At 65.1% G+C, this 26,809-nt stretch carries 29 protein-coding genes and 1 tRNA gene; 17 read left to right on the forward strand and 13 right to left on the reverse strand.

Going from position 1 to position 26,809, the window contains the following annotated elements; all coding sequences use genetic code 11:
- Window positions 1-31: 31 nt before the first annotated feature.
- Window positions 32-403, reverse strand: a complete 372-nt coding sequence (locus EDD27_RS47960; RefSeq protein WP_127939405.1) for a DUF6247 family protein — start codon at window positions 401-403, stop codon at window positions 32-34.
- A gap of 491 nt (window positions 404-894) precedes the next feature.
- Here EDD27_RS47960 and EDD27_RS47965 point away from each other — a divergent pair, with 491 nt between their 5' ends.
- Window positions 895-1,281: a hypothetical protein gene (locus EDD27_RS47965; RefSeq protein ID WP_164904123.1), complete on the forward strand. Its 387-nt coding sequence runs from the start codon at window positions 895-897 to the stop codon at window positions 1,279-1,281.
- 7 nt (window positions 1,282-1,288) lie between these two features.
- Here EDD27_RS47965 and EDD27_RS47970 read toward each other — a convergent pair whose 3' ends face one another.
- The 5 genes from EDD27_RS47970 to istA all read right to left on the reverse strand — a co-directional run bounded on the left by EDD27_RS47970 (window position 1,289) and on the right by istA (window position 6,943).
- A complete protein-coding gene (locus EDD27_RS47970; protein ID WP_127939407.1) occupies window positions 1,289-1,576 on the reverse strand; it encodes a hypothetical protein in 288 nt (95 codons plus the stop codon).
- A gap of 112 nt (window positions 1,577-1,688) precedes the next feature.
- Window positions 1,689-2,405 carry a hypothetical protein gene (locus EDD27_RS47975; RefSeq protein ID WP_127939408.1) on the reverse strand — a complete coding sequence of 239 codons (717 nt, stop codon included), beginning with the start codon at window positions 2,403-2,405 and terminating at the stop codon, window positions 1,689-1,691.
- A 564-nt stretch (window positions 2,406-2,969) separates the two neighbouring features.
- Window positions 2,970-3,890 carry a hypothetical protein gene (locus tag EDD27_RS47980; RefSeq protein ID WP_127939409.1) on the reverse strand — a complete coding sequence of 307 codons (921 nt, stop codon included), beginning with the start codon at window positions 3,888-3,890 and terminating at the stop codon, window positions 2,970-2,972.
- 789 nt (window positions 3,891-4,679) lie between these two features.
- Window positions 4,680-5,459, reverse strand: a complete 780-nt coding sequence (istB, locus tag EDD27_RS47985) for an IS21-like element helper ATPase IstB (RefSeq protein WP_127930604.1) — start codon at window positions 5,457-5,459, stop codon at window positions 4,680-4,682.
- Window positions 5,456-6,943 carry an IS21 family transposase gene (gene istA, locus EDD27_RS47990; protein WP_127930603.1) on the reverse strand — a complete coding sequence of 496 codons (1,488 nt, stop codon included), beginning with the start codon at window positions 6,941-6,943 and terminating at the stop codon, window positions 5,456-5,458. Before istA ends, istB begins: the two co-directional genes overlap by 4 nt.
- Before the next feature lie 344 nt (window positions 6,944-7,287).
- On the opposite strand from istA, the gene EDD27_RS47995 reads away from it, so the two are divergent.
- Both EDD27_RS47995 and EDD27_RS48000 read left to right on the forward strand, forming a co-directional pair.
- The gene (locus EDD27_RS47995) at window positions 7,288-8,124 is read left to right on the forward strand and encodes a transposase family protein (protein ID WP_127939410.1); all 837 of its coding nucleotides are present in this window, start codon (window positions 7,288-7,290) and stop codon (window positions 8,122-8,124) included.
- A gap of 358 nt (window positions 8,125-8,482) precedes the next feature.
- The gene (locus EDD27_RS48000; RefSeq protein ID WP_127939411.1) at window positions 8,483-9,301 is read left to right on the forward strand and encodes an LppU/SCO3897 family protein; all 819 of its coding nucleotides are present in this window, start codon (window positions 8,483-8,485) and stop codon (window positions 9,299-9,301) included.
- A gap of 238 nt (window positions 9,302-9,539) precedes the next feature.
- Here the strand turns inward: EDD27_RS48000 and EDD27_RS48005 are convergent, their stop codons facing one another.
- Window positions 9,540-10,217 carry a hypothetical protein gene (locus tag EDD27_RS48005; protein WP_127939412.1) on the reverse strand — a complete coding sequence of 226 codons (678 nt, stop codon included), beginning with the start codon at window positions 10,215-10,217 and terminating at the stop codon, window positions 9,540-9,542.
- Window positions 10,218-11,160: 943 nt separating this feature from the next.
- Here EDD27_RS48005 and EDD27_RS48010 point away from each other — a divergent pair.
- Window positions 11,161-11,649 (forward strand): hypothetical protein, encoded by a 489-nt coding sequence (locus EDD27_RS48010; RefSeq protein ID WP_127939413.1) that lies wholly within the window; start codon window positions 11,161-11,163, stop codon window positions 11,647-11,649.
- A 186-nt stretch (window positions 11,650-11,835) separates the two neighbouring features.
- On the opposite strand, the gene EDD27_RS48015 is transcribed toward EDD27_RS48010, so the two are convergent.
- The 3 genes from EDD27_RS48015 to EDD27_RS48025 form a co-directional block, all read right to left on the reverse strand.
- Complete coding sequence (locus EDD27_RS48015; RefSeq protein WP_127939414.1) at window positions 11,836-12,207, reverse strand: hypothetical protein; 372 nt, start codon at window positions 12,205-12,207, stop codon at window positions 11,836-11,838.
- A 419-nt stretch (window positions 12,208-12,626) separates the two neighbouring features.
- The gene (locus EDD27_RS48020) at window positions 12,627-13,451 is read right to left on the reverse strand and encodes an inositol monophosphatase family protein (RefSeq protein ID WP_127939415.1); all 825 of its coding nucleotides are present in this window, start codon (window positions 13,449-13,451) and stop codon (window positions 12,627-12,629) included.
- Window positions 13,448-14,320: a DUF5919 domain-containing protein gene (locus EDD27_RS48025; RefSeq protein WP_127939416.1), complete on the reverse strand. Its 873-nt coding sequence runs from the start codon at window positions 14,318-14,320 to the stop codon at window positions 13,448-13,450. The genes EDD27_RS48020 and EDD27_RS48025 overlap by 4 nt, the downstream gene beginning before the upstream one ends.
- Window positions 14,321-15,100: 780 nt before the next feature.
- On the opposite strand from EDD27_RS48025, the gene EDD27_RS48030 reads away from it, so the two are divergent.
- A complete protein-coding gene (locus EDD27_RS48030; RefSeq protein ID WP_127939417.1) occupies window positions 15,101-15,841 on the forward strand; it encodes a GntR family transcriptional regulator in 741 nt (246 codons plus the stop codon).
- 6 nt (window positions 15,842-15,847) lie between these two features.
- Here the strand turns inward: EDD27_RS48030 and EDD27_RS48035 are convergent, their stop codons facing one another.
- On the reverse strand, window positions 15,848-16,303 hold the full coding sequence (locus tag EDD27_RS48035) for a hypothetical protein (RefSeq protein ID WP_127939418.1): 456 nt from the start codon (window positions 16,301-16,303) through the stop codon (window positions 15,848-15,850).
- Window positions 16,304-16,471: 168 nt separating this feature from the next.
- On the opposite strand from EDD27_RS48035, the gene EDD27_RS48040 reads away from it, so the two are divergent.
- The 9 genes from EDD27_RS48040 to EDD27_RS48080 all read left to right on the forward strand — a co-directional run bounded on the left by EDD27_RS48040 (window position 16,472) and on the right by EDD27_RS48080 (window position 22,965).
- The gene (locus EDD27_RS48040) at window positions 16,472-16,882 is read left to right on the forward strand and encodes a plasmid replication, integration and excision activator (RefSeq protein WP_127939419.1); all 411 of its coding nucleotides are present in this window, start codon (window positions 16,472-16,474) and stop codon (window positions 16,880-16,882) included.
- Window positions 16,882-17,157: a hypothetical protein gene (locus EDD27_RS48045; RefSeq protein ID WP_127939420.1), complete on the forward strand. Its 276-nt coding sequence runs from the start codon at window positions 16,882-16,884 to the stop codon at window positions 17,155-17,157. The genes EDD27_RS48040 and EDD27_RS48045 overlap by 1 nt, the downstream gene beginning before the upstream one ends.
- Window positions 17,154-17,456, forward strand: coding sequence for a hypothetical protein (locus tag EDD27_RS48050; RefSeq protein WP_127939421.1), 303 nt, complete (start codon window positions 17,154-17,156; stop codon window positions 17,454-17,456). Before EDD27_RS48045 ends, EDD27_RS48050 begins: the two co-directional genes overlap by 4 nt.
- Window positions 17,457-17,545: 89 nt before the next feature.
- Entirely contained in the window at window positions 17,546-18,943 is a 1,398-nt protein-coding gene (locus EDD27_RS48055) for an FtsK/SpoIIIE domain-containing protein (RefSeq protein WP_241564638.1), read from the forward strand.
- A 6-nt stretch (window positions 18,944-18,949) separates the two neighbouring features.
- On the forward strand, window positions 18,950-19,102 hold the full coding sequence (locus EDD27_RS55120) for a hypothetical protein (protein WP_164904124.1): 153 nt from the start codon (window positions 18,950-18,952) through the stop codon (window positions 19,100-19,102).
- 29 nt (window positions 19,103-19,131) lie between these two features.
- Entirely contained in the window at window positions 19,132-20,673 is a 1,542-nt protein-coding gene (locus EDD27_RS48060) for a replication initiator (protein ID WP_127939422.1), read from the forward strand.
- Window positions 20,674-20,685: 12 nt separating this feature from the next.
- On the forward strand, window positions 20,686-20,892 hold the full coding sequence (locus EDD27_RS48065) for a helix-turn-helix domain-containing protein (protein ID WP_241564639.1): 207 nt from the start codon (window positions 20,686-20,688) through the stop codon (window positions 20,890-20,892).
- On the forward strand, window positions 20,892-22,229 hold the full coding sequence (locus EDD27_RS56135; RefSeq protein ID WP_206642001.1) for a tyrosine-type recombinase/integrase: 1,338 nt from the start codon (window positions 20,892-20,894) through the stop codon (window positions 22,227-22,229). Before EDD27_RS48065 ends, EDD27_RS56135 begins: the two co-directional genes overlap by 1 nt.
- Before the next feature lie 322 nt (window positions 22,230-22,551).
- Window positions 22,552-22,965, forward strand: a complete 414-nt coding sequence (locus EDD27_RS48080) for a DUF6188 family protein (protein WP_127939424.1) — start codon at window positions 22,552-22,554, stop codon at window positions 22,963-22,965.
- A 28-nt stretch (window positions 22,966-22,993) separates the two neighbouring features.
- On the opposite strand, the gene EDD27_RS48085 is transcribed toward EDD27_RS48080, so the two are convergent.
- Window positions 22,994-23,064: transfer RNA gene (locus EDD27_RS48085), tRNA-Gly, on the reverse strand.
- Window positions 23,065-23,163: 99 nt separating this feature from the next.
- Here EDD27_RS48085 and dcd point away from each other — a divergent pair.
- From dcd to EDD27_RS48100, 3 genes are all read left to right on the forward strand, one after another.
- Window positions 23,164-23,739 (forward strand): dCTP deaminase, encoded by a 576-nt coding sequence (dcd, locus tag EDD27_RS48090; RefSeq protein WP_164904125.1) that lies wholly within the window; start codon window positions 23,164-23,166, stop codon window positions 23,737-23,739.
- Window positions 23,740-23,988: 249 nt separating this feature from the next.
- Window positions 23,989-24,606: a DUF47 domain-containing protein gene (locus EDD27_RS48095; protein WP_127939425.1), complete on the forward strand. Its 618-nt coding sequence runs from the start codon at window positions 23,989-23,991 to the stop codon at window positions 24,604-24,606.
- 5 nt (window positions 24,607-24,611) lie between these two features.
- A complete protein-coding gene (locus tag EDD27_RS48100; RefSeq protein WP_127939426.1) occupies window positions 24,612-25,616 on the forward strand; it encodes an inorganic phosphate transporter in 1,005 nt (334 codons plus the stop codon).
- Between the two features lie 202 nt (window positions 25,617-25,818).
- On the opposite strand, the gene mshD is transcribed toward EDD27_RS48100, so the two are convergent.
- On the reverse strand, window positions 25,819-26,721 hold the full coding sequence (gene mshD, locus EDD27_RS48105; RefSeq protein WP_127939427.1) for a mycothiol synthase: 903 nt from the start codon (window positions 26,719-26,721) through the stop codon (window positions 25,819-25,821).
- Between the last annotated feature and the right edge of the window lie 88 nt (window positions 26,722-26,809).

A 26,809-nucleotide genomic window follows, 5' to 3' on the forward strand; every position in this document is an offset into this window, starting at 1 on the left:
CTACCTGCTTGCTCTAACCGACTGTGTACATCTATAGGTCCAGCTTCACGCCGAGCGCAGCAGCCCGCTCGGCCAAGACCTCACGGAGCGGCCGGCCTTGGACGTACTCGCCACTCTCTATCTGCTCTTGCACTCGAGCAGCTTGCTCCATGACCTCTTCGTACTCGCCAGTTGCCTTCATCCTGGCTATATGACACCAGTGAGCCAGCAGATCATTTACCGGTGAGAGGTCCAGTTCCTCGGTGGCCTTGGCCATAGCCTGCCGGTAGTCCTTGTCGAAGTGACCGCGGTCGGCAGGAGGCAGGCACGCGCGGATGTTACGAGGACTCCGATCACCGTTCAGCGACTCGACGATCTGATCAGGAGTCCTCGCGATGACCGGCTCGTACGGCTCAGCTGTCACGTTGCCACCTCCGGCTGAAAGCGTCCGTGCACTGATCAACTGGACGCATGCGTACGCCTTCGAGCTTAGCGGCTTGCCCGCCCTCAATCTCGTGACGTGCGGCTACGCCTTCCGTCGCCGCAACACCACAGCGGCTCCTGCTGTTGCAGTCCTGGACCAGCCTTCCGGTTTCCTTGGCCGCCCTCGTGCCAGACATACTGGGCACGGCGAGATGAGCTTGCCTTGACGCGACAAGACCCAGGCGCCGAATCCATCGGTCTACCTGGGCTTTCGTGTTGAGAGCGGGTGACGGGAATCGAACCCGTGCTGTCAGCTTGGGAACTGCATCGATCATGGCCTGATGAGGCGCTGAGCTGCGAAGAAACCGGGTCGTGAGTGACCGTGGTTGACTGCTCGTCACCCCTCTTAATGGCCCGCTAATGGCCCGACCGGCCAACGCGTGACCTGCCCGGACAGAGCGAGTCGATGCACTCTCGTTGCGGTGTCCCGTGATGCTCGACAGGGTGGGGATGGTGATCGAGATCGACGGCGCTTTCTACCGCATCAGCAAGCCCAGCTTCGAGATGCTGATCCCACGCTGGGAAGGGTACGCTCCCGAAACCGCCGACCAAGCCGACGCGACCATCACACTGTCCGACGGCACTCGCCGGTCCGCGACGTTCATGACGTTCGGCGTCGTCAGCAAGATCATGGATCGTTGGCGGGACACAGGCGAGTGCCTCAGCGGCCGGTACTTCTGGTGCTCCGATCTGGTCGTCATCCGTGAACCCGGCTTCGACTCGATGATCGCCGCAGTGCAGGACATGATCGCGACTGGGGAAATCGACGACGCATACGGCGTCCTGCCGCCTCTTGATGAGGAGGCCATGGATCAGTAGTGGATGGCTAACCCGGGATCCACCAGCAGTAGAGCATTTCATCGCTCTCCTTGGCCCGCCGCGCAAGGGCGACGAGCTCCTCGACCACGTCCAACACGTCACCGTCGCGGAAAGGGCAGAGCGGCTCCATCGTCCAACGCCGGGCCACTTCGAACAGGCGGGAGTCATCGACCTCGGCGAGCGCATCACGTGCGCTCGCCGATAATTCATCGATTTGTGGTCCATCGAGGTAAGGCGAGTCCTCCGCGACGATGAACGGCCAACTGATCTGATCACGGTCTGGTGTCCGGCTCATCAGGCCGACGACACGGGGACAGTTCGGTACTAGGGATTGTTCTTGGAGGACCCTCTGGCTGTGCCGTGGCCGGTGGTGGATTAGCTCTGCGTTCTCTCGAGTACGCCTACGCCTACGCGAACTCGTAGATCTGCGACACCCCGCTGCCCCGCCTGGTGTATACCCACACCCGGGTGGTGCCGGGCACTGGCGCGATATCCATGATCTCGGTCGGCCCTTCGGGCAGCGGATGCTCGGTCCACCGCCCGTCCCTGACGTGGAGCAGGTACGGCCGGCGGCCCTGAACGGGGTTGGCCGCGATCCACACCCCTCCTGCCGTGTCCGCCCGGGCAACGGTCAGCGCCGTCCCGGTCAGTTGGCGCTCCACCCGTCTCCACTCCCCGCCCTCCCAGTGCAGGACCACGCCCTCCTTCGCCATGTAGTGCATGCATGCCCCGGGCTTCTCCACCAGGACCGAGCCCACGGCCCAAGCGTCGTCGGGGGTGGGTACGGCCATGGCCTCGATCGAGAACCGCGGCCAGCCAGTGCTGATGCACTCCGCGGTGGTGGGGCTGGGCGCCGGGACAGCGACCTGGGGCAAGGGGTGAACGCTCCACCGCGAGCCCTCCCACCGGATGGCCTGGGTCTCGTCATGCCCGGCCTGAATCGCCCAGATCTGGCCTGCCCCGGAAGCGGCGACCCTCTCCAGTGACCTTGGGTCACCTCCGGGTTTCCGTACCTCCTTCCAGTTGCTCCCATCCCACCGGCTCAGTTGCCATCCTCCGTACTCGCCGACCTCGGCCATCCACACCTCGTCCTTGGCCGCGACCGCCATGTCCTGTCCGTCCATATCCTGTCCGTGAGATGGCCAGGGGCGTTTCACCCATTCGCCCCGCGCCCATTGCCATACACCGCTGGCTACCAGCCAAAGATCATCGCCGGCTGGCGAGGTCTTGAAACCGAAGGCGTAACCCGCCGTGCTGAAATTCTTGGGCAGGTCTAGGGGCCGCCAGGCATGCCCATCCCAGCGCATCATCAGCGACTTCTCACCCTGGACAAATGACCAGGCTTCCCCCGAGCTCATGGCGGCGATCGAGTGCCACTTGTGCTCGCCAGCCTCGGTCCAGGTGTGCGTCAGCCGCCACGACCGGACCGGCGGCTCGGGCGTCTGGGCAGGTGATGCGGACCGGGGAGCACAACCCACGAGCAGCAGAAGTAGAACCGAGATGAGCCGCATGCCAGCGCAGCCTAGTAGGACCGTCTCTCTCGACGGAGCCCGATCTTGGACATCACATGGCTCATTGCCAAACGCAGGTACAAGCGGGCGTGCGGTGCAGTAACCCGGCGAAGAATTCGCTGGGCGTGATCTGGCGGCGAAAGCCGCGCCTGACCACGCCGAGGGAGCGTGGCCGCCTCACCTGCTGCGGTAGACGAATCCGGCGGCGTCGTTCAGCGACCCGGCCAGCCACATCCGAGAGGTGCCAGGAACGCGGGCCAGCCTCACTGAGGTGACGACGTCCTCGTCCTCGGCATTGCCCACCATCACGTACTCCCGCGTCCATCGGCTTCCGTCGAAGTGCAGGGTCATCACTTGCCATGGCCTGGTCTTCTCATCGACGCCCGCAGCCCAGACTTCACGGCCGGAGGCGCCGACGGTGGTCAGCTTGCCCGTCCAGTCCGGCAGCGTGGCCTTCTGCCAGCTACGTCCGTCCCAGTGCAGGATGAGCGGCCGATTGTCGCGCCCGCAGGCGTCACCGGTCCTGCCCACGGCCCACACGTTGCTGGGACTGTCGTACGCCAACGCCGCGAGGGCGCCGTCGCCAGGGACGGAGACCGGATGAAATCCTCTGTCTCCCGGCGCGCGGTGCGACACCATGGGCTGGTCGGGGCCGCACTTGTCACCCTTCCGCACCCCGGCGATCCAGGTGTGTCCCTGCCCGGCGGCGACCGCGCGGAAGCCGAAGTCGACGAACGTCTTTGTGACACGCTCGCCGTCCCAGGAGACTACGGCGACGGGGTCGCCCGCGTTCCATGTGGTGGAGGTCAACACCGCGCGGCGACCGTCCACGGCGAGGTCCAGTGCGTGGTAGTCCGGGCCAGCGGGCTGGCTGTCGTGATAACGCTCGCCGTCCCATCGCCGGACGGCGCCTCTTCCGCCCGCCATCCAGACGTTGCGGGGGCCGGAGGCGTCGACCGTCCAAAACGACCGGTCTTCGCCCAGGCGCTGGACCTGCCAGCGGGAATCGTCCCAGCGGCCGATCCTGCCGTGGGCCGGTTGGTCCTCCGCCGCGTGCCATGAGCCGACGACCCAGGCCGCCTTCGTGTCTGGCGCCACAATGTCGCCTATCCTGCTGAATCGCCGGTCAAGCGCCCTCTTCCAGTGCGAGGAAATGATCAGAGGTTCCGGCGTCGCATGACGCTTCGCGGACGCCGGGGGAGGTGTGCATGACGCCAGGAGCATCAGGGCCGTAAGCGCGAGCCTTGAGATCATGGGCAGACCTCGCAGGTGGAGAAGTTCTCGGAGCACGGCAGGTGTAGGTACCCGTCCACGCCCTTGAGCCGGATGGGGATCGCACGAGCTATCAGCGATACCCCCGAGGTCGCCCTGTCGATCTTGTATGCCTTGCCCTGGACCTTACCCCAACGCCACCCATACGGCATGCTTCTGCGGCTGCCTGGCCGCCGTACCTGCTCGCCTGGTGGCGGCTGGTCACGAACTGCCGGCGTCACTGATAGTCGGTCATGGACATCTCCGGTCTGGCCAAGCGGGTGCACGGCCGTGACCATCTTTCCCGGCTCCTCCCCGAATGGCACGCAATGGTACGCGGAGATCAACAACCCCAGACAAGATCAATGCCCAGGCGCCGAATCCATCGGTCCACCTGGGCTCCCGCGTTGAGAGCGGGTGACGGGAATCGAACCCGCGCTGTCAGCTTGGGAACCATCTACTGATCTTGCCGTGCTGAGCTGGGAAAACGGGGACACAGGTCAGAGCGGGTCGAGTGACCCCGAACGGGCACGCACGGGCACGAGGCCGCCGAGGAAGGTGCCACTGTACGTGTCAACGGCCAAGTGCGTGTCGCCGCTGGTGGCCACGTAAATGTCCCCAGGGTCGCGGAGTTGACTACTTCTTGGGGAGGCGTTCTGGGCCCCGGCTGCGGGCCTGCCGCATGCGAAACGACTCACCCTCGGTGACCACGACGATGCTGTGGTGCAGCAGCCGATCAAGCAGGCTGACAGCAGTGGTGTGTTCGGGCAGGAAGCGGCCCCACTGGTCGAAGGGCCAGTGCGAGCCGATCCCCAAGGCGCGCCGCTCGTAGGCGGCCGCGACGAACCGGAACAGCAGCTGGGTGCCGGTGTCATCGAGTGGGGCGAACCCCACTTCGTCGATGATGACCAGGTCGGCGCGCAGCAGGTTCTCGATCACGCGGCCGACGGAGTTGTCGGCCAGCCCTCGATAGAGGGTCTCGACGAGTTCGGCGGCGGTGAAGTAGCGGACCTTATGCCCGGCCTGAATGGCGGCAACGCCGAAGGCGATGAGGCTATGGGACTTGCCGGTGCCGGCCGGGCCGACCGCGCAGTAGTTTTCCGCCGCGCGGATCCACTCCAAGCTGGCCAGGTAGTCGAAACTCGCCTGAGGGATCGAGGAAGCGGCGATGTCGAACTCCTCGATCGTTTTGATCACCGGGAAGGCGGCGGCCTTCATCCGCGCCCGGGCGTTGGACTCATCACGGGCGGCCAGCTCGGCATCGATGAGGGTGCGCAGGAACTCTTCGGGATTCCAGCGCTGGGTGCGGGCGGTGACCAGCAGCTCGGGCGCCAGCCTGCGGATCGTGGACAGCTTCAACCGGCGCAGCCCGCTATCGAGATCGGCGGCCAGAGCGGGGACGCTCGCGGCGGTCATGAGGCGTCTCCGATCCGGTCGAGCTTGTCCAGGGTGTAGTCCGCCAGGGAGCGGGTCGGGACGTGCGGCAACTCCAGGACCAGGGCGTCTCCAGGCGGGCGGACCTGCGCCGTGCCGGCTCCGGCGGCCAGGATGGCGCGCACGTCATCGGCGCGCCAGCGGCGAAAGGCGATAGCCCGCTCCAGCGCGGTCAGCAGCGCCGCCTGGCCGTGAGCCGCTTGCAGCGCGGCCAGCTCGACCAGATCAGCGGCCAGGCGGGTGTTGCCGGAGGCGGCTGAGCCGGTCAAGAACGTCTCGGCGATCGGGCCGAGTGCCAGGAACGCCTTCTCGGTCTCGGTGCGGGCGCGGGCGGCCCGGCGCGGCGTGGGCCGAGGGCCGCCGTAATGCTCATCGATGACCGACGCCTCGCCGGGCGGGACCGGGGCGTGATCGGCGACGATCTGTCCGGTGGCCAGGTCCGTGATCAGCAGCCGTCCGGCCGTCTCCACCACGGCGACCCGCGTGCCGATCAGCCGGGTGGGCACCGAGTAGCGGGCCGAGCCGAACCGCACGCACGACAGCCGGTCGACCTTGCGCGTCGCCGGCGGCTTGCCGATCGTCGGACGCAGTGAGGGCAGCGCGGTCAACACCTGCCGCTCGCTGACCAGCCGTTCGGCCGGAACCGCGCAGATCTCCGAATGCACCACGGAGTTGACCTCGGCGCACCATCGGCGGGCCGCGAGGTTGGCCATCGTCAGGTCATCGAACGGCGCCTGCGGCACGACCAGGTCCCGCTTGGCATAGCCGACCAGGTTCTCCACGATGCCCTTCGATTCCGGGTCGGCGGCCTCGCACCAGTCCGGCCGGAAGGCGTAGTGCGTGGCGAAGCGCACGTAGTCGGCGGTCGGGATGACCTTGTTGGCCACCACGCCGCCTTTCAGGCAGCCCATCCGATCGGCGAGCACCACCTTGGGCACGCCACGGAGTTCCTCAAAGCACTCGGCCAGGAAGGCGAGCGTGGTCTCGGCGCGCTCGTTGTCGGCGAAGCGGACGAACCGCACCCGTGACCAGGCCAGCACCGCGCAGAACACGTGCAGCCCGCGCCCGGCATCTCCCCAATCGATGACCAGCATCTCGCCCGGTGTCCAGACTGCCGGCCGCCGGCCGCGCGGGTGCTCGCGCCGCCAGTTCTTCTTCACCTCGGCCACCAGGCGGCGGAAGTTGCGCGCCGACCCGGCATATCCCGCGGCTTGCGCCAGTGGCAGCAGCCGCTTGGCCGAGATCTTCCCCGCGGTGGCCTTCACCTTCTCGACGACCAGATCGGTGACCTCGTCGAAGTTGTGCTCGCGCCGCTTACGGCTCGGCGCCTTGTCCCCGGCCAGCGCCTTGTTGATGATGCGTTTGACGGTCTTGTGCGTGGTGCCGCACATCTCGGCGGCTCCGCGATAGGTGCCTACCTCCCGGTAGGCGGCGATGATGTCCATGACTTCCCCCGCAGACTTCATGGCCGGGCAGACCCCCTGAGCGGTGATCTCGTGACTGGCTGACACCGTCACGATCACCGCTCAGGGCACACCCCTCCTCGCGACACGCGAACAGCACGAAGGAGAAGTGGGGACCTAAACCGGCCGCCAGTGGTGACCTCGAACTGGCCACCTGCGGGGACTTTTACATGGCCACGGACAGTGAGGTGATCTCAGCGAAATAGTTCGGACGATTGGGATTTCTTGGACGTCGTTGCCGACGTTCCGGGCCTTTCGGGAGGAGTCGCCGAAGGCCGGAAACAGGCGTGGAGCCCCCGGTAAAAGAGCTCTCACCACAAGACGCTCAACCGGCCGGAAGGCTCCACGTGATTGCTCATCGTGCCACGCTCGACGTCTCCCGCGCACTCGTTCAGTACGTCGCCCGCCTCCTGCACGAAGAACGCCGCCTGCGTGGCACCCCGAAAGGCAGCCGGGTCTTGAGCCCGTTCCGGCAGGCGGTCATGGTGGTGCGCTGGTTCCGCGGTGAGCATGACGTTCCCAAGCTCGGCCGTGATCATCGCGTCTCCCGGGCCACCGCCTACCGCTACATCCACGAGGGAATCGAGGTTCTCGCAGCTCAAGCGCCGGATCTGTCCCAAGCCATCGAGCGCGCACACGCTGAGGGGCTGGCATACGTGATACTCGATGGCACCCTGATCTCCATCGACCGCTGCGCCGAGCAGACCGTCAGCGTCAAGGGCGAACCCATCGACGCCTGGTACTCAGGCAAGGCCCACCAGCACGCCGGCAACCTGCAAGCGCTCTCGGCACCGGACGGGCTGCCGTTGTGGATCGCCGAGGTCGAACCCGGCTCCGTCCACGACCTCACCGCCGCCCGCGCTCACGTCCTGGGTGCGCTGTACGTCGCAGCCGCACGCGGCCTGCCGACCCTCGCCGACAGCGGCTACGACGGCGCGGGAATCGGCATCCACACGCCGATCAAACAGCTCGAAGGCAACCAGATCCTCAGCCCGGACAACCGCACCTACAACCGGCTTCTACGAGCCCTACGCTGTCTCGGCGAGCGTGGATTCGCCCTGCTCAAAGGCCGCTGGCGGACTCTCCAGCACATCACCGTGAGCCCGAGCAGAATCGGCGACATCGCCCGCGCGGCGCTTGTTCTCACCCACTTCGAGCACGATTACCTACCGGCAATTCGCTGAGATCACATCAGTACGAGGGGCGAGTTGAACCGTGCGCCTATCTGTTGACCAGGGAAAACACTGGCTGAATCTGGATTGATCTACACGGCGCGCTGCCGGTTCGAGAACTGGCCGACATCCGCCGGAAGTGACTGATGGCTTATCTGAAATGACAGAGTGTGAAATTCCATTGCGAGACCCTGTGAGATCGCGTAGATGGCTCCTGTTAGAGACATGCGGACACGCCGAGGAGCACAGCGATGCATCTTCAACGCCAGTCCCATCGTCGGTCCTGAAATTGCCTCTGGTATAGCTGGAACCTCAGTTGGTCATCGGAACGTTTGACTGAGCAATAAGTGATCGTGAGAGGAGCCCCGGCGTGTCGACACCCCCCGGAGATCAGTCGTCGCAGCCGGAAGAGCCCGTACTGCGGGGAGGTGACAGCGAGCAATTTCCTGAGACCTGGACAGAGCCTACGACATATCCCGTCGGCCGTAGACGGCTTCGCCCTCCAGGGATCACGCTCATCGTAGTTGGGATTGCCGTTCTGGTCGCAGGATCTCTGCTCGCCGTCAGCGCCGTGATTCGCCAAGTCACGCGCCCCGTTGTCTCGGCTGAGATGCCGGACCGGTCCGGCATACCCAAGAACACCAAACCCGGCGACTGCCTAAAGGCTGGCAAGAATACAGAGCACGAGATTGTCGCCTGTACAGACCCAGATGCGATCCAGAGGATCACACATGTCTTCACCGACATGACCATGGCCGCCTTTAACGCCAGAATGTCCAACGGCGGCGACATCTGCCCCGAGGGCGAGAGGACTACCGCCTACTCAGAAGGGGATGACAATGCCAAGGCGACCGTCTACTGCCTAGCATGGGCCGCTACCGCGGTAGCAAGTCAGCACGCCAAAGCGGAAGCCGACGACGTTAGTTCCCCAGCAGTCGACTTCTACCAAACCGCTAAAGTCAACGACTGCGTTACCGGCGACACCTACACGGACTACAAGGTGGTCCCGTGTGCTGACGCAACTGCTGCATGGAAGATCACTAAGAAGACCGTCGCAACCCGTGCAGAGTTGGATTCCGAGTCGCCGGACAACAGTCGATGCGCCCAGAATGAGGTCATGGTTAGCCACTGGAGCAGCGAACACTCAGAGGCGCAAGCCGACGTGTTTTGTCTAGTCCGCACACGATGACCTCTTCAGCGGACATGAAGCGCGGACGACCTGGCTTTTCAGTCTGAGAGCGGGTGACGGGAATCGAATCCGCGCTGTCAGCTTGGGAACCGGCTACTGATCTTGCCGTAATGAGCTGCGAAGATAGGGGTGCAGGTCAGAGCGGTCGGTTGACCTTGAGCGTCCGTCAGTGACCGCGGTTCCCCGCCTGTTCTGGCACGGATCCGGCACGACGATCAAGTCTGCGGCTGACACCGCCTCAGTTATCTGAGGAGTTGACGATGGCGGCCAGGAGCTGACGGTCATAGGGAAGTCTTACTAGGGTGAACAGCTTGTCCGGGGTCCAGAACGTCTCCAGAGGCCCGGGGCGCCAGATCTCGTTGTTGTCGAGAAGGGCTTGAAGGTAAGCGCGTTGGGCTTCGTTCAGAGGGCTGTTCGCGGAGAATCGCTGAGGTGGTGGGAAGGCTGCTTCCAATAGCAAGCCCCAGTCTGGATATCCAGTGGAATGGCCCGCTCTGGCTGCCACCGCCAGCGCTGTCGGCAGTAGTTCGGCAAAGTCCGGCACGCGCCGTACGGCCTCACTGATCAGGCGGCTTGGAGAGTGGTCGTCGGTGCCCAGTAGCAGCAGATGCGGATCGGGATACCAATCGGCGAACTGGTCCGGATCGGCAATCGCGTCGAGGATGACTCGTGTCCCGTCCGGGTCGTCCGCGAGGTTGGATGCGGAGGCCGCCAGGAGCCGGATGCGCGGGTCTTGGTCGAAGAGAAAGTCTCTGTTTACGGCACCGATCTGGTCGAGTTCGACGAGCGTCTTGGCCTTCTCGTAGGAGGTGTCGGCATTGCGTGCGCGGCTCTCGATCAGGGTGATGATCTCAGTCCGTCGGCTCGCAACCGTTGGCACCTGGCATAGCAGCGCTGCCGTGGTCGTGGCGGCCACCCGAGTGTGGAGATCGTGGTCCGTCAAGCACTGGAGGACGGGATCCACCAGGGCGGGTGAGGCAGCTCGACACTGAATGATGGCCTCATAGCCCTCAGTATCCGGTTCCTCATTTCGCGCACTGGAAGCACCGCTCTTGCGAGGAGTGCAGTATGCCTCCCAAAGCTCACTCTCCGTCCTGTCAGGCTCGGTACCCTCGGCTACCACGGCGAGAAAGCTGAGAAGATACGCGCGCACGGGCTCCGGCTGCCACCCGTTGACCGAGATCGACTGATCGAACTGCGGATTTGCGAGTAGGTCGGCGACCACGAGGGCTGCGGGGGCTGTGGCGGAGTAGACGGAGCTTTGGTGGGTGACCGATCCGTAGAGGTGCTCAACCGTCTCGACCCACGCGGTGTCGTCATCGTCCGATAGGCGCTGGAGATGACCCAGTGAATCCGTAGCTGCCCGTAGGCATGCGACAAGCGTGACCAGTCGTGCGCGTGCAGAGCATCCCATCCCAAAAGCATCCCGACATTCTGCCGCAAGGGACGCAGGACCAGGCTGGGAAGCCAGGAGACAGGGCGGAAAGGCCTCTAATCCGGACCTTCATACTGAGAGCGGGTGACGGGAATCGAACCCGCGCTGTCAGCTTGGGAACTCTTTCAAGATCACGTGGGCTGAGCTGGGGAAACGCCGACCTGGGCGTATGCCGGTCGAGTGACCGTGAGTCCCCGTGACTCCCCACTGATCGCTCTGCGAACGGGCACGCAACGGGCACGCAACCGGCGTGCCGCAGTCGGGCCTGGGATCCCAATCGCCATGTGGTCGGAGCATGAGATACAGCGCGAACAGTCCTGCCCTTAAGGTGCTGGCTTATGTGGGCTTGCCTCAACTCGACCCTCAACGGAATGATCAGGCTGCCTCTGCAGTCACGTGATCCCCTGAGACCAAGGACTCCCTCATGACCATGTCGTCCCATGCCTGCCCACGCCGAAGGCGGGCATGCTTAGTGCGTATAAATTCCGCAATTCTTCTTACCACTTCCCTGCTCATGTCGGGGTGCGGATATACGACATGGCAGGTTGATCCGGCGGTCCTCGATGAAGTGCGCAGCATCGGAAGAGTAATAGGTGAGTCGACCTCTGATGGAATCTGGGAAGATACGAACGATATCATCACTACGTTTGTGATCGATGTCGGCGGCAAGAGTGGTCCTGAGTCCGTCGACAAGACTGTCGACCTTTTGGGTAAGCGCGGCTGGAAGATATTGCGTGAGAACCGACCAACATCGACAACAATGGAGTCACCCACGTGGGAAAATGATCACCTGGTTGTGCGTCCGTTTCACCCTGCCGAAATCGAGAATGAACCGAGTATCCAAGGGATGATCAAAGAGAAGGCGCCCAAGCCTGAAGCCCTTGTGGTTGTGTGGGCATGGGAGGGTGCCTAAAAAGGCTCGGTTCCGCACCGTCAGCTTGGGAATTGCACGGATCCTGGCTCGTAGGGGGCGTTGACCTGCGGCTGAGATTGGTCGTGAGTGACCGTGATTGACCCCTCGTTACCGCTCTTAATGGCACGCTATGGCACGACGATCATGCGCTAGGACGGGCTCTGTAGACAGCTCTGAGTCGCAGCATCACGTTCGAAGCCGATCCTCCTGAGGGTCATAGCAGTTCAGCCCCAGTTGGGCCGCGACCTGGACCGCGTACGCCGAGGCCTCCTCTGCCCGGCGGTACCCCATAGGAAAGTAGATGTACGGCCCTGCTGCCTCTCCAATCAGTGGAGACGTGGACCAGGGGATGTCTTCGTACTCGTCGTCATCCTCATCTACGTCGTCCAGATCCGGCCAGCGCTGCAAGAGCTGCTCAACGAACTTTGCGATCAAGGGAGTCGGCGGGATTTCAACGTCGGTGTCGATGTACTGCTCGTACAGGGCGCTGTGCGTCTCCCCAGCTTCTTGATCGCTAGACGGGCGCTCGCCCTCCCAGACCGCAAGGTCGTAGCTCATGGACAGATGATGCCACTTTCTAGACGACGCACAAGATCGTCACCAAGACCGTGGTTCCCTCATCGGCAGGAGCGGACGTGGCCTCATGCAGAGTACGGACGTGGGTATGCGTGAGGAAGTACGGGCAGCCGGCCGCTATCCGGTGAGCCGGTGCTGAGGAACGAAGCACCGGATCGTCGATCGCCCCCAACCAGCAACGGAGGCCAGCCCACACGTGGCGATCGTAGGGCTGCATCTGTGCGGCGGCGCGGCAATCCAGGTCGGTGTGTTCGGCTAGTACGGCGAGGCCGGCGTGCGGTGCCCGGCCCGGTGTCCCGCCGCCGTCCGGGACCGGCCCCCAGGCCGCACGCCCGGACGGCGGGCGGGCGGAGGGCCGGGGTACGGCGGCGCGCCGCGCCGCCGCTTGATACCTACAAGAGCTATTCGGCAGTGCGCTCGCTGTATTTCGCCGCCTTGCGGGCTTCTGTGATGAGTTCGACAAGGTCGGCAACGAGCTTCGGACTTGCGGCGATGGTCGCGTGGGCTGTCATGCTGTGTGGGCTGCCGTCGATGTCGACGACTGCGGCTCCGGCTTCGCGAGCGATGACGACGCCGGCGGCGGTGTCCCATGGGTTGTTGCTGAGCATGATGTTGGCGTCGATCCTGCCGTCCGCTACCCAGGCCAGATCAATTGCGGCTGAGCCGAACATCCGTATGCGCTGAACGCGTGCGGCAAGTTCATGCGTCAGGGCGAAGCGGGGCCGGTTACGTTCGTGGGCGTTCTCGCCCACCGCATAGTCGCCGAGGGCCACGATGGCGGACTCCAAGTCTCGGGCGTCACTTGCCCGGATGGTGGAGCCGTTGGCTTGGGCGCCTGCTCCTTCTGCTGCGGTGTAGCGGATGCCGAGGATCGGCAGCTCGATGACTCCGAGGGTGGGCATGTCCTTGTCGACCAAGCCGAGAGAGACGCCGCAGAGCGGGATGCCGTGCAGGAAGTTGGCCGTCCCGTCTACCGGGTCGAGTGCCCACATCAGGCCGTCACCGGTACTGCTCACACCTTCCTCTTCGCCGAGGAAGCCGATCTCGGGTGTTTCCCGGGAAAGGAATTCGCGTACGGCGTGTTCTACGGCGTAGTCGACCTCGGTCGCCATATCGCGGTCGCCCTTGGCGGTGACGACGCCGGGAGCCTTCGATCTGATGATTTCGCTGGCTATCGAAGCGGCGTGTTCGGCGATGGGGAGGAGGGTTCGGGCGTCGATGGTCATACGGGTTTGCTCCGCTCCCACATCTCGGTGAACACCTGGTCGAAGACGGGAAACAGGCCTTCGGCGGCGGTGTTGTCTCTGATCACGAACGTTGGGGAGTCGACTCCGCGGGCTTGTGGCAGGTAGGGCTGCATCACGCAGAGTGCCCGGTCCACGATGAGGAGGTTGAACCGGATCGTCTCGTCGTAGACGTGCAGTTCGAGGCGTTGAGCGGATGCGGTGTCGAGCCGGGCGCGGAGCCTGGTCAACATGGTGATGTTGAGCGCCGTGAGTGTGGTCAGCGTGCTGTCGGTGTAGCCCTCTTCTGCTTCGCGGGCGCGGATCGCTTGGCCCTTCGGGTCGAGGAAGAGACACCGGATCCGGGTGCCTGAGTCCAGCAGGCGCCTGAGCTGGTGATCGGGGTAGCCGTGGCAAAGCACGTTGAGCGACAAGCCTGCCGCGTTGATCTCCTTCGCGCTGTCGAACAGAGTCGATGCGGGATAGGCGGATGAGAAAGCGGCTCGGCTGCTGAAGACGGCGGTTACGTCGGCCATCTGCGGCATGGCGCAGACTTGGGTCTCGGGGCCGGCACTTCTGGCGGTTTCTGGCTCTGTCCTCGGCGTGGGCACTTCGACGGCGTTCGTGGAGAACAGTTCGTGGGCCGACCTGCCCGGGAACATCGCCTCCAAGACGCGACAGTGGCCGGAGTACGGCAGGCCCTTGAGCTCGCCGGACAGCCAGCGATGGAGCTGAGCACGGCTCGGCCAACCGCCCTGCAACGACGGGTCGACCTTCTTGGCCGCCTTGTCGTACTCCTTACAGAACGTGCTGTAGGTCTGCCAGTGGCGTTGCGTCAGCAGGACCTTCAACAGGATCGGCTGGTCAGTCATGATCCGCGCCTCGGGCTGGGGTGCCATATTGGGCCCAGGTTAGCGACAGAGACGAGCGCGGACGAGACAAGGAGGAGACGAACAGAGACGAGCCGATCACAGACGGTACTCGCGGGCGATCGAGACGTGACAGGTCCCCGGGCAATCCTCGTTGCATGACTGCGCGATGTGACTCCTGCTCGGGGCGGGGCTGGAAATACGTGAGCCTTCGCCGGATCGTGGTGGCAACCGAGAAGTCCGGCGACGCCGACTCCGGCGAGCGACACAAGGACGCTTGCTGGCGGTGCGACGGGACCGGCACGGTTGGAGCGCAGTCGTGATCGTGCGCACCAACTGCCTGAGCCCTCACGTGGCACCTGCCAGGCCAGACCACATGCGCCTCGTCTGGCGAGAGCCCAACAGGGGCGAAGAGCGCTACCGCGCGTTCGCCTGGACGTGCGAGTGCGAGAACACCGTGTACGAGCTGCGCCACGCAGCCGGTCTTGCCTACATTCGGCGGACGCGGCTAGTCAGCGGCGTGACTGAGGTCCACGAGACGTATCGCTGGCGTTTGGGACAGGCGCACAGCGTCTGGAACGCACTCCTGGAGGGGCAGGCCCGATAAGCGAGGCGCGGCGGAATGATCAACACCGGGTACTCATGCCGTCGCGTCTTGGGTGGTGGGGGCTCCTGTAGCGCAGTCAGGTAGCCCCCACCAGTCTGTCCGTCCCGCTTGCTCTTCCCGAGGGGAAGACAGACAGCTCGACTCGAACTAGGCTTTACGACAAGTCGAGTTGTTGGATGGTCGTCATGTCGTCTGAAGAGTTCGCCCCGCCGAAGTATGCCCAGATCGTTCAGGCGATCAGGCAGAAGATCGCGGACGGGACCTATCCTCCAGGTTCCCTGCTGCCTTCGGAGACGCAGCTTGTCCGCGAGTTTGGGGTAAGTCGTCCAACCGTCGTACGGGCGCTCCAAGTGCTCCAGCTCCGTGGAGTCATCGAGCGCGAGCACGGCAGGGGATCTTTCGTGAAGGCGGCCCCGCCTGTCTCCGCCGAACAGAGCGGCCGGCCTGGGCGGGCGGTACTGGATCGAGTGGAGACAGGCGAAAACTGCTCGATCGTTGAGGCAGGGCGCCAGGTGGCGACTGCTCCAGTAGCGAAACTCCTCGACGTGCCGGAGGGATCTCCTGTGGTACGACGCCGCGTCCTGTTCCGCGACGATGAACGGCCAACTGATCTGGTCACGGTCTGGTGCCCGGCGCATCAGGCCGACGACACGCAACTCGGCGAGGCGGAGCCGCTCACAGTCGGCATCAGACAGCATCTCCAGACAAGGAAAGGCCTCAAGCTCCAGCATGTCGTCGAGCGGTTGAGTGCCCGGCATCCTTCGGCCGAAGAGGCCAAGCTCCTGGAGATACGCAAGACCACTCCCGTCCTCGGAGTGCTGGCGAGCGTGTTCAACGGAGGCGGACGGCCCGTGATGGTCGTTGATCTAGTGATGCCGGGCGATCTTCACGAACTTGAGGATTCCTATTCGCTGTAAGGACGATCAGGTGTCGTAGAGGCCGTCCCAAGGCGCATAGAAGCCGATGTTGTTGGGATAAAGCTCCGCGCACTCGTCGCCTTCGTGATTTTCCAGGATCAGGCCGAAGACGACGCCGTCGAACTCCAGCCGAAACGGGCGGATGGCGATGTCGCAGAACTCGAGCTCGGGCAGTTCGGCGAGCCATTCACTCAGTCGCTGGTCCGCGGCGTCTACCGACTCCCTGTGCCTGTCGTCGGCTCCGGTGCATTCGATCCGTGAGTCCAGGTAGTGCCCGTCAGCGCTAAAGCGGTGAAGGACGGCATACCACCGCTTATGGGACAACCAGTCTTCTGTTCTTGAGTAGCCTTCCCGAAAGGCGGGCACGACCCCGCCGAGAAACTGACCCTCGCGCCACCGGCCGATGCGGTCGGTGTGATAGTCGGGCTCATATGAAATCGGGATGACATCGGGGTACGTCACGCCCGAACCGTAGCCACCTTGTACGACAATCTCCCGTTTTGCCTGGTCATTGAGCTGACACCCTTCAATTAATTCGCTAACTCGTGTTGTCGAGTGCTCGAAACTGGGGTAGCTTCATGGCAGCTCGACAAGACGAGTTAGCGACAATACGACTTAGGAGCAAGCCTCATGGCACTGCAAGGTCCCATCCCCGTCACGTTCGACATGGTCTTCCCGCACGGCTGCTACATCGTCGGCGAGGTCGAGCCCGTCAAGGACTTCGACGCCTCGACCAACGGGCGCTTCGTTCAGTCCCGCGACAAGCAGAGCGGAGGGCTCGTCTGGCAGGTCTCCGTCATGGACGCGGACCCGTCGCTCAAGGCCGCTCAGAAGACCGTGTCCGTCAAGATCCTCAACCCGGTGCAGCCCGTACCTCCGGCTCCCATGGCCGGACTGCCGTTCACGCCGGTCGAGTTCGACCACATGACCGTCACGCCGTACGTCAACCAGGCCGGGAGGCTGGCGTACTCGATCAAGGTTCGCGAGATGCGGGCTCCTCGCCCTGCTGGCAAGACGACCGCCGCTAAGGACGCGGCGTGATGGGGCGGCCCAAGGCTCGTCCGGCCAGCACGATCAACCTCAAGGTCGGTCAGGGCGCTGACGTACGCAGCCATCCGTATCCGCAGCGGTCGCCGGTCCTGGGGCTGGTCTTCGGCGGCACGCAGGTTCTTGTCACCACGTCGGCGAACGATCATGTCACCCTCGACGACGTCGAGTTCGCTCGGAGCCTGGCGCGCGAGGCCGCCATGTTCGCCGGTGCGGTGGAGCGCATGTTCCACGGGCTCCCGAACGGGCTGGGGGTGGCGGGTCGATGACGCTCAGCCCGTACACCTACGTCACGGTCTCCATACGCCCCGATCAGCCGTCCCGGATCAGCGTCGCGTTCAACTCGGCGCAGTTGCGGGCGCGCGCCTGGCTGGGGGACAGCGGCAAGCCCTGCTTCGACCTGGAGACCTCGGACGCCTCGGTCACCGTCTCCACCGTTGGGCCGGTGACCGACGACGACCTCACCGTGGCTCGCGAGATCTTCAACGCCGCCGCTCGCTACCTGGCCGACTGCGAGCGGCTGCACTCCGAGCAGTCGGCCAAGGCCACGGCTGGCGAGGCGGCCTGATGTTCAGCGGGGCCGCAGGAAGCGGCAACTTCCGGCGGCCCCTCGACCTTCCTCACACACGCGACATGTTTCGGAAGGACTTCACCCTAATGTTCAAGAGGATGCCCGGCGATGAGCCGCACCGCATCGTCTCCACCACCCCTGACACGGCGGTGGTCTTCAAACCGGCCGTGGTCCAGACCCCGGCCGTCATCACCCTCACCATCTTCGTTGCCCGGTTCGTCGCCGGACTCGGTCGTCTCGTCTGGCGGCATCCTGTGGCGATGGCCGTCATCGCCGTTCCCGGTGCCCTGTGCTGGGCGTACGGCTGGCGCGTCGCTCTGCTGGTCGTCATGCCTGCACTGGTCGGCCTGGGTGCCTGGGCATTCCTCGACCGGCCGCGGTTTGTGCGATGCGTCGGCTGGCGACTGGTCGCCTTCGTTCGCTGGTTCTGGATCTACCGGCGACGCTGGCGGCCAGTCATGACCGTCTCCGGCCTGGCTCGGTGCATACGTGGACGGGAGTACATTCCGCGGCTGGTCAGGGTCACGTGCGACTCGTGGTCCGATCAGGTCGCCGTCCGCATGCTCGACGGCCAGGCGGTCAAGGACTGGGCCGACAGGATCGAGAACCTTTCCCATGGCTTCGGCTCGGAGACGTGCCGGGTCTCGGTGGCCAAGTCCGGCCGGCTCGTGCTGACCTTTCCACGCCGTGATCCACTGGCCACACCCATACCGGCACTTCCTGTCCCAGACATACCGACTGTGGGGCCGATCGAGATCGGCAAGCAAGAGGACGGCTCACCCTGGCGGCTCCGGCTGCATGGGGCTCACGTCCTGGTCGCCGGTGCCACAGGGGCGGGCAAGGGCTCGATCATCTGGTCAGCGATCCGCGGGCTCTTGCCGGCCATGCGGGCGGGCCTGGTGGAGGTTTGGGCGCTCGATCCGAAGCTGATGGAGCTGTCGTACGGCAGGCCGCTCTTCAACGGCCGGTACGCGGCTGATCCTGCTGACTGCGCTGACCTGTTGGACGAGGCCGTGAGCGTCATGCAGAAGCGGGCGGCTCGCTTCGCTGGCGTTCAGCGTTCGCACACGCCGACGCTCGATGATCCCTTCGTCCTGGTCGTGGTCGACGAGGTGGCGTTCCTGACCGCGTACCAGTCCGACAAGCAGCTCAGGCAGCGCATCTCCGCTGCCCTGGCCACGCTGACCACTCAGGGACGAGCGGTCGGCGTGGGCGTCCTGGCGGCCCTGCAGGACCCTCGCAAGGAGGTCATGAACATCCGCAACCTCTTCCCGGACAAGATCGCTCTGCGGCTTGACGAGTCGGAGCAAGTGGACATGGTGCTCGGTGACGGGGCGAGGGATCGCGGCGCGCTGGCCGACCGGATCTCTCCTCGTTCGGAGCGAGGCGCGCGTCGGATACGTGCGGCTGGAGACCAGTCCCGATCCGATTCGCGTCCGTGCCGCGTACGTCTCCGACGACGACATCCGCGCGATGGTCGGTGAGGCCCGATGACGCTGGCTCACTTCCTCAACGGCCTGCGCTGCTCCATCTGCGGCGCCCTCAACGTCCTGTGGCTCGACCCGCTGCGCGGCCTGGTCGAGTGCTCCGAGTGCGGACAGACCGCGCTCACGTTCCCCGAGATCGGAGAGGAGGTCCGTTGACCGACCGCAGGACTCCACGCGCTATCCGCATGGCTCAGCCGCTCGCCCGCGACGTTGCCGAGGAGATCGCCAAGCTTCACGGCGTCTGCATCCGACCCGTGGCGCTTAAGCGGCTCGACATGACGACTGGCAAGTCAGAGGTCGTCGACGTCCCATGCGGCTCGCCGCTGGAGAGCAAGTGTCCTCCCTGCGCCAAGCGCAACCGGCAACTCCGGATGGCGCAGTGCCGGGAGGGCTGGCACCTCAACGAGGAGCCGATCATCACGCCTGACGAGCCGACCGACGGACAGCGCTGGCTCGTCGAGTTCCGGGCCGACATGCAGGCGAAGCGGGACCAGGAAGCAAAGGCCGGCAGCGACACCGCCGACTTGGACGCCGTGCTGACCGGGCTCGACATCGAGATCAACGAGGCCGGGATGCGCGGAAACGTTCTGGGACGTACGGGCTCCAAACGCGTCCGCTCCACGAAGCGCCGCCAGGACGCACCCGACCTGCCCAAACGGAAGATGGCGAGCACGACGCTGGGGCGGACCTTCGAGGCGGCGGACGGCAGGAGCTACCGGCCCTCCCTGTTCGTCACACTCACCCTGCCGGGCTACGGCAAGGTGATGAACGGCGCTCCCATCGATCCGGACTCGTACGACTACGTCCGGGCGGCTCGTGACGCGCTGCACTTCTCCAAGCTCGTGGACCGGTTCGTGCAGAACCTTCGCCGGGTGGCGGGCTATGACGTGCAGTACTTCGCCACCGTGGAGCCTCAGAAGCGGCTCGCGCCGCACCTGCACATGGCTATCCGGGGCACCCTGCCACGCGCCGAGATGAAGCAGATAGCGGCGGCCACCTATCACCAAGTCTGGTGGCCCCAGACTGACGAGGCTCGTTTCGAGGGCGAGCACCTGCCCGTCTGGAACGACGGCATCGGCTACTTGGACCCCGACACGGGAGAGGTCCTGCCCACCTGGGACGAAGCCCTCGACCAACTCGGCGACGAGCCAATGCACGTGATCCGCTTCGGCGACCAGGTGGACGTCAAGGGCGTGCTCGCCGGGTCGCCGGACGCTGACCAGTGCATCCGGTACCTGTCCAAGTACCTCACGAAGAGCCTCGGCGAGACCTTGGACGGTCAAGCGCAGCGGGAGCACGCGGCTCGCTTCGTCGATGCCCTGCGTTACGAACCCTGCTCGCCGACCTGCCCGAACTGGCTGCGCTACGGCGTGCAGCCCAAGAACGCCAAGGCCGGGATGTCTCCTGGCCGCTGTCGGTCCAAGGCCCACAAGCCGGAACACCTCGGATACGCCGGTCGTCGTGTCCTCGTCTCCCGCAAGTGGAGCAACAAGACGCTCGCCGAGCACAAACAGGACCGCCGTACCTGGGTTCTGGAAGCGCTCGGCCAGGCCGACGAGCCCACAGACCCGCATCGCTACGTCTGGCAGCCAGTCAGACCAGGTGATCCCGATCTCGCACCGATCGGTGTCCGGCTCCTGCGATCCATCGCCGAACGCCAGCGATGGCGTGCCCACCTGAGACAGCTCAAAGAACAAAGTCTTTCGGCAAATCCGCAGGCAGCCTGAGAGGAGGAGATCTTGGACCAACTGTTCACCGTCCCGGAAGCGGCCGAGTTGCTGCACACCTCGGTTCGCTTCGTCCGCCGACTGATCGCTGAACGCCGCATCGAGTTCGTGAAGGTCGGGCGGCACGTCCGCATCCGTGAGTCAGCACTGATCGCCTTCGTCGTCGCGGGCACCGTCGCGCCTCTGACGACCTTCGACGCAACCGGGAGGGCCGCCTGATGGCGAACAAGGACAACCACCGTCGTTTCGGCAACATCCGCAAGCTGCCCTCGGGCCGGTTCCAGATCCGCTACCCGGGGCCGGACGGACGCATCAGGACCGGTGAGGAGACCTACGAGCGCAAGGGCGACGCGGATCGAGCGCTCACACTGATCGAGGGGCGGATCCTCGCCGGGACGTGGACCGACCCTGAGCGAGCCAAGATCAAGCTCGCCGAGTATTCGGCAATCTGGATCGATCAGCGTCCCGGCCTTCGCCCCAGGACGGTCGATCTGTACCGCTGGCTGCTCAAGAAGCACATCACGCCGTATCTCGGCAACGTCCCGCTCGGGAAGCTCTCGACGGCGATGATTCGGCAGTGGCGGGCGGACCTGCTCGGCAAGGGCGTCTCCGTGAGCATGGCGGCCAAGGCGTACCGACTGCTGCGTGCCGTGCTGACGACGGCAGCCGAGGACGACCGGATCATCTCGCGCAACCCGTGCCGCATCCGCGGGGCCGGCGACGAGCACGCCGAAGAGCGACCGGTTCTGTCCGTGGGGCAGGTCTTCGAGCTGGCGGACAAGGTTGGACGTCGCCCGGTGGGGAGCATCCGGGGCCTCAAGAAGGGCGAGGGATACCGGGTGCGCTTCCAGAGGCACGGCGAGATGCGTACCTTTCCAGAGGTCTTCCCGACGCGGGCCGAGGCCGAGCGGGCGCTGTGGCGGATGATCGACACCGGACAGGCCGACTGCACGCACGATCGCCGTTACCGGGCCTTCGTCCTGCTGGCCACCTTCGCGAGCCTGCGCTGGGGCGAGATCACCGCACTCACAAGAGCCGATCTCGACATCGACGCGGGAACAGTCCGCGTGCGCCTGGCGTATGTGGAACGCTCCACAGGCGAACTGGTCCTTGGCCCGCCCAAGTCCAAGGCGGGCAAGCGGATCGTCGGCATCCCACAGGCGATCATTCCGGCTCTCAAGGAGCATCTGCGGCTCTACGTGAAGCCCGAGGCGGGAGCGCTGATCTTCACTGGGATCAAGGGCGGCCCGATGAGGAGGAGCGGGTTCAACAAGCTCGCCGGGTGGATGGAGGCCGTTCGGGCGATCGGTGTTCCGGGGCTGCACTTCCATGATCTCCGCCACACGGGAAACATGATCGCGGCGGATTCCGGCGCGGGTCTCAAGGACCTCATGGCACGCATGGGGCACGACAATGTCCGGGCTGCGATGATCTATCAGCACGCTGTGAGAGGGGCCGACAAGCTGATCACGGAAGCGATCGACAAGCACCTCATCGGGCACGAACGGGCACGCGACGATGACGATCCGCCTGGCCTGCTGGTTCCCGCCGGATGATCGCCTGGCTTAATGGCACGCTAATGGCACGCAGAGATCAACAGCCCTAGACAAGATCAAAGCCCAGGTACCGAATCCATCGGTCTACCTGGGCTTTCAGTCTGAGAGCGGGTGACGGGAATCGAACCCGCGCTGTCAGCTTGGGAACTCTTTCAAGATCCAGGCCTCCAAGCAGGGGAAACGCTGACCTGGGCATATGCCAGTCGAGTGACCGTGAGTCCCCGTGACTCCCCGCTGATCGCTCTCCGAACGGGCACGCAACGGGCACGGAGCGCGTCAAAGCGCCAGCAGGGTTGCGGACGACGTCTGACAGGGATATCGCATGGTCGATGGAACGGAACTGGTCGAGTTAGAAGATCGTTGGCTGCTGCCGTACCGCAGCATGCAGGTGACTCAAATCCGCGTGAGCTATCAGTTGACGCTGGTGTTGGACGGCGAAGCGCAAGTGGACCTGGAGGCTGAGGCGGTGCTCAGCGAGGGTCCGTTACGCGCCTCCGACGTGGTGACCTCACGTCTTGTACCGGAACGGCAGGAGGTGGCACCGGCCCTGGCTCTCTTCGGTACGACGCTCCTCTCATCCGTTGCCTTCAAGTCGGGAATGCTGCGGTTGGTGTTCGACAGCGGGATGCATCTGAACGTGAAACCCGACGCCGGATATGAGGCGTGGAGCGTACACGGCCCCGAGAGCCTGTGTCTCGTTTGTATGCCAGGGGGCGACGTTGCGGTTTGGCAGTAACAGGAACCGATCGAGCCCTTGCCATGAGAGCGGGTGACGGGAATCGAACCCGCGCTGTCAGCTTGGGAAGCTGATGTTCTGCCATTGAACTACACCCGCGCGCGACTCCAAGTCGCGTCCCCCACTGTAGCGGAAACTTGCCCCACAACAGCAATCCCGAGCTCACACAGTTTCCACCCGGGCGGTAGGTTGCTCTCCGTGCTGCTATCTGACCGCGACATCCTTGCCGAGATCAACGCCGGCCGGCTCACCGTCGACCCCTTCGACCGGGACATGATCCAGCCCTCCAGCATCGATGTGCGGCTCGATCGGTTCTTCCGGGTGTTCGAGAACCATCGGTATCCGCACATCGATCCGTCGATCGAGCAGCCGGATCTGACGCGGATGGTGGAGCCTGATGGTGACGAGCCGTTCATCTTGCATCCTGGCGAGTTCGTGCTGGCCTCCACGTATGAGGTGATCACGTTGCCCGACGACCTGGCGTCGCGGCTGGAGGGCAAGAGTTCGCTGGGGCGGCTCGGGTTGCTGACTCACTCGACGGCCGGGTTCATTGATCCTGGTTTCAGTGGGCATGTAACGCTGGAGTTGTCGAACGTGGCGACGTTGCCGATCAAGTTGTGGCCGGGGATGAAGATCGGGCAGTTGTGCGTGTTCAAGCTCAGCTCGCCGGCTGAGCACCCGTACGGGTCCGCCAAGTACGGCTCGCGCTATCAGGGGCAGCGGGGGCCCACGCCGTCCAGGTCGTTCCGGAACTTTCACCGTACGAAGATCTGAACAAGATGAACGGAAGGTGAACACAAAGAGAACATTCGGGTGAGCGGCGGGCGGTTTTCGGGCGCCCGCGAGGGTGTGCGGACTGGTGGGAAGGGGTGCTAGCGGCGAAAGCGCCCAGCTGTACCCGCAATCTCGGTGTCACACAACATACGGCGGGTAGCCATTAGGCGAAGGAGAGATGAAGTTCGCATTTCGCCTGGTAGGCCATACCCTCTTCCACGGACCATCCCCGCACAGCTGGAGAACGACGTGCGCCTGCGTCTCACGCCACGTGAGGACAGCTACTACGACCTGTTCGCCGACTCGGCGAACAACCTGGTCACTGCATCGCGCTTGCTAGTGGAGATCATCAGCGAGGGCTCGGACCGTGAGGCCCTGGCCGAGAAGATGCGCGCTTGCGAGCACGCCGGTGACGAACGCACCCATGCGATCATGAACCGGCTCAATGAGAGCTTCATCACTCCGTTCGATCGCGAGGACATCTACCGCCTCGCCTCCAACCTCGACGACGTGATGGACGCCATGGAGGCCGCCTCCGACCTCATCGTCCTCTACCAGCTCGACCACCTGCCCAAGGACGTGGTCAGGCAGGTCGAGGTGCTGGAGCGGGCCGCCGAGCTGACCGCCGAGGCCATGCCGCGGCTGCGCTCGATGAAGAACCTCAACGAATACTGGATCGAGGTCAACCGCCTGGAGAACCAGGGCGACCAGGTCTACAGGAGGCTGCTGGCCAAGCTGTTCAGCGGCGAGTACGACGCCCTCACGGTCATGAAGATGAAGGAGGTCGTCGACGCCCTCGAGGAGGCGGCCGACGCCTTCGAGCACGTGGCCAACACCGTCGAGTCCATCGCGGTCAAGGAAAGCTAGGCCCAGTGGACCTCTCGCTCGCCCTCGTCATCGGCGTGGTCGTCGTCGCACTGGTCTTCGACTACACCAACGGGTTCCACGACGCGGCGAACGCCATCGCGACCTCCGTCTCGACCCGAGCCCTCACGCCCAGGGCCGCGTTGTTCATGGCCGCGGCCATGAACTTCATCGGCGCTCACCTGGGCACCCAGGTCGCCTCGACGGTCGGCAAGGGCATCATCGACGCGCCGGACGGCTCACACGGCCTGGTCATCGTGGCAGCGGCGCTCATCGGCGCGATCACCTGGAACTTGATCACCTGGTATTTCGGCCTGCCCTCCTCCTCCAGCCACGCGCTCATCGGCGGCCTGGTGGGCTCCGCGCTGGCCTCGGCCAGCGTGGTGCACTGGGACGGCGTCCTCGAGAAGGTCGTCATCCCGATGGTGATCTCGCCGTTGGTGGGGTTCAGCCTCGCCGCCCTGATCATGATCGCGATTTATTGGATCTTCCGCAACAGCCAGCCGGGCAAGACCAACCGCGGCTTCCGCTACGCCCAGACCGTCTCGGCCGCCGCCATGGCGCTCGGGCACGGCCTGCAGGACGCGCAGAAGACGATGGGTGTGATCTTCCTGGCCCTCGTCGTCGGCGGCCATGTCGCGCCGGACGACCCCATCCCGCAGTGGGTCATCCTGGCCGCCGCGGGTGCGATCTCCCTCGGCACGTACGCGGGCGGCTGGCGCATCATGCGTACGCTGGGGCGGCGCATCATCGCGCTCGACCCGCCGCAGGGGTTCGCGGCGGAGACGGCGGCGTCGACCGTCCTGTACGCGGCCGCCATCGGGTTCGGGGCGCCGATCTCGACCACGCACACGATCACTTCGGCGATCATGGGTGTGGGCGCGACCAAACGCCTCAGTGCCGTCCGGTGGGGGGTGGCGGGGAACATCGTGACGGCATGGATCCTGACCATCCCGGCCGCCGCCGCGGTGGCGGCGGTCTCCTACTTCATCCTCCACGCGATCGTCGAATGACCGTCCGTTCGTAACGCGGTCGGCGGATGGTTCCTCCCGTCCGCCGCCCGTCCGCTGCCCGTCCGCCGCCCGTCCGCTGCCCGTCCGCCGCCCGTCCGCTGCCCGTCCGCCGCCCGTCCGCCGCCCGTCCGCTGCCCGTCCGCCGCCCGTCCGCCGCCCGTCCGCTGTCCGTCCGCTGTCGCTCGCGGTCGTTGGATGACCGCTATGCGAGCGCGTACATCACGTCCACGTCCCAGCGGGCGAAGCCCAGGGACTCGTACAGCCTGATCGCCGCCGTGTTGGCCTCGTCCACGTACAGCATCGCCTGGGCGAGGCCGCGGGCGCGCAGGTGGCTCAGGCCGGCCAGGGTGAGCGCTCTGCCCAGGCCGGTGCCCTGCTGTGAGGGATCCACGCCCACCACGTAGACCTCGCCGAGCGGCTCGTGGCCGTGCTCGGACGAGCCATGGATCTTCGTCCAGTGGAAGCCGACCAGCCGATCGCCGCGGGAGGCCAGGAAGAAACCCTCCGGGTCGAACCAGGGCTCCTGCTCGCGCCGCAGCAGGTCGTCCATCGTCCACGCGCCCTGCTCGGGGTGGTGGGCGAAGGCGGCGGCGTTGACCTTGAGCCAGGCCTCCTCGTCCTGGCCGGGCACGAATGCCCGCACCCGCACCCCCTCCGGCAGGGCGGTCGCCTCCAAGGGGGCGAACAGGGAGCGGCGCATCTGCCAGAGCGAGCGGACGCGTTCGAGGCCGAACCGCGCCGCCAGCGCCCCTGCGCCCGCGTGGTCACCGTGCGCCCACAGCCGCAACCGGCCGTCGCCCAGCTCGAGCACGGATCGCAGCAGGCGGGCGCCATGGCCCTGGCGGCGGTGCGCCGGGTGGATGACCAGCTCGGCGCTCGGGCCCTGGACCTCGTCGGTCGGATCGACGTGGGCATACCCCAGCAACGTGTCCCCGTACAGCAGGAGTGAGCGTGCCTGCGGGTCGCCGCCGTATCTGAGGTGGAGCATCACGTGCTCGTTGAGGGGGCGGACGCCATCGGCCTCCGTCGCCGCTTCCACCAGGCCGAGCACCTCGGCGATCTCCGCGTCGTCCAGTCGTTCCCTGATCTTCACGTGCGCGCTCACACGAGCACTCTAGGCGGACAACTGGCAAAAGACGCCATGCGGCAGCCGGGCAAATCGTTACCTTTGCGACATTGGCCGCATAGCTTCC

The organism is Nonomuraea polychroma, from assembly GCF_004011505.1.
Lineage (GTDB): Bacteria > Actinomycetota > Actinomycetes > Streptosporangiales > Streptosporangiaceae > Nonomuraea > Nonomuraea polychroma.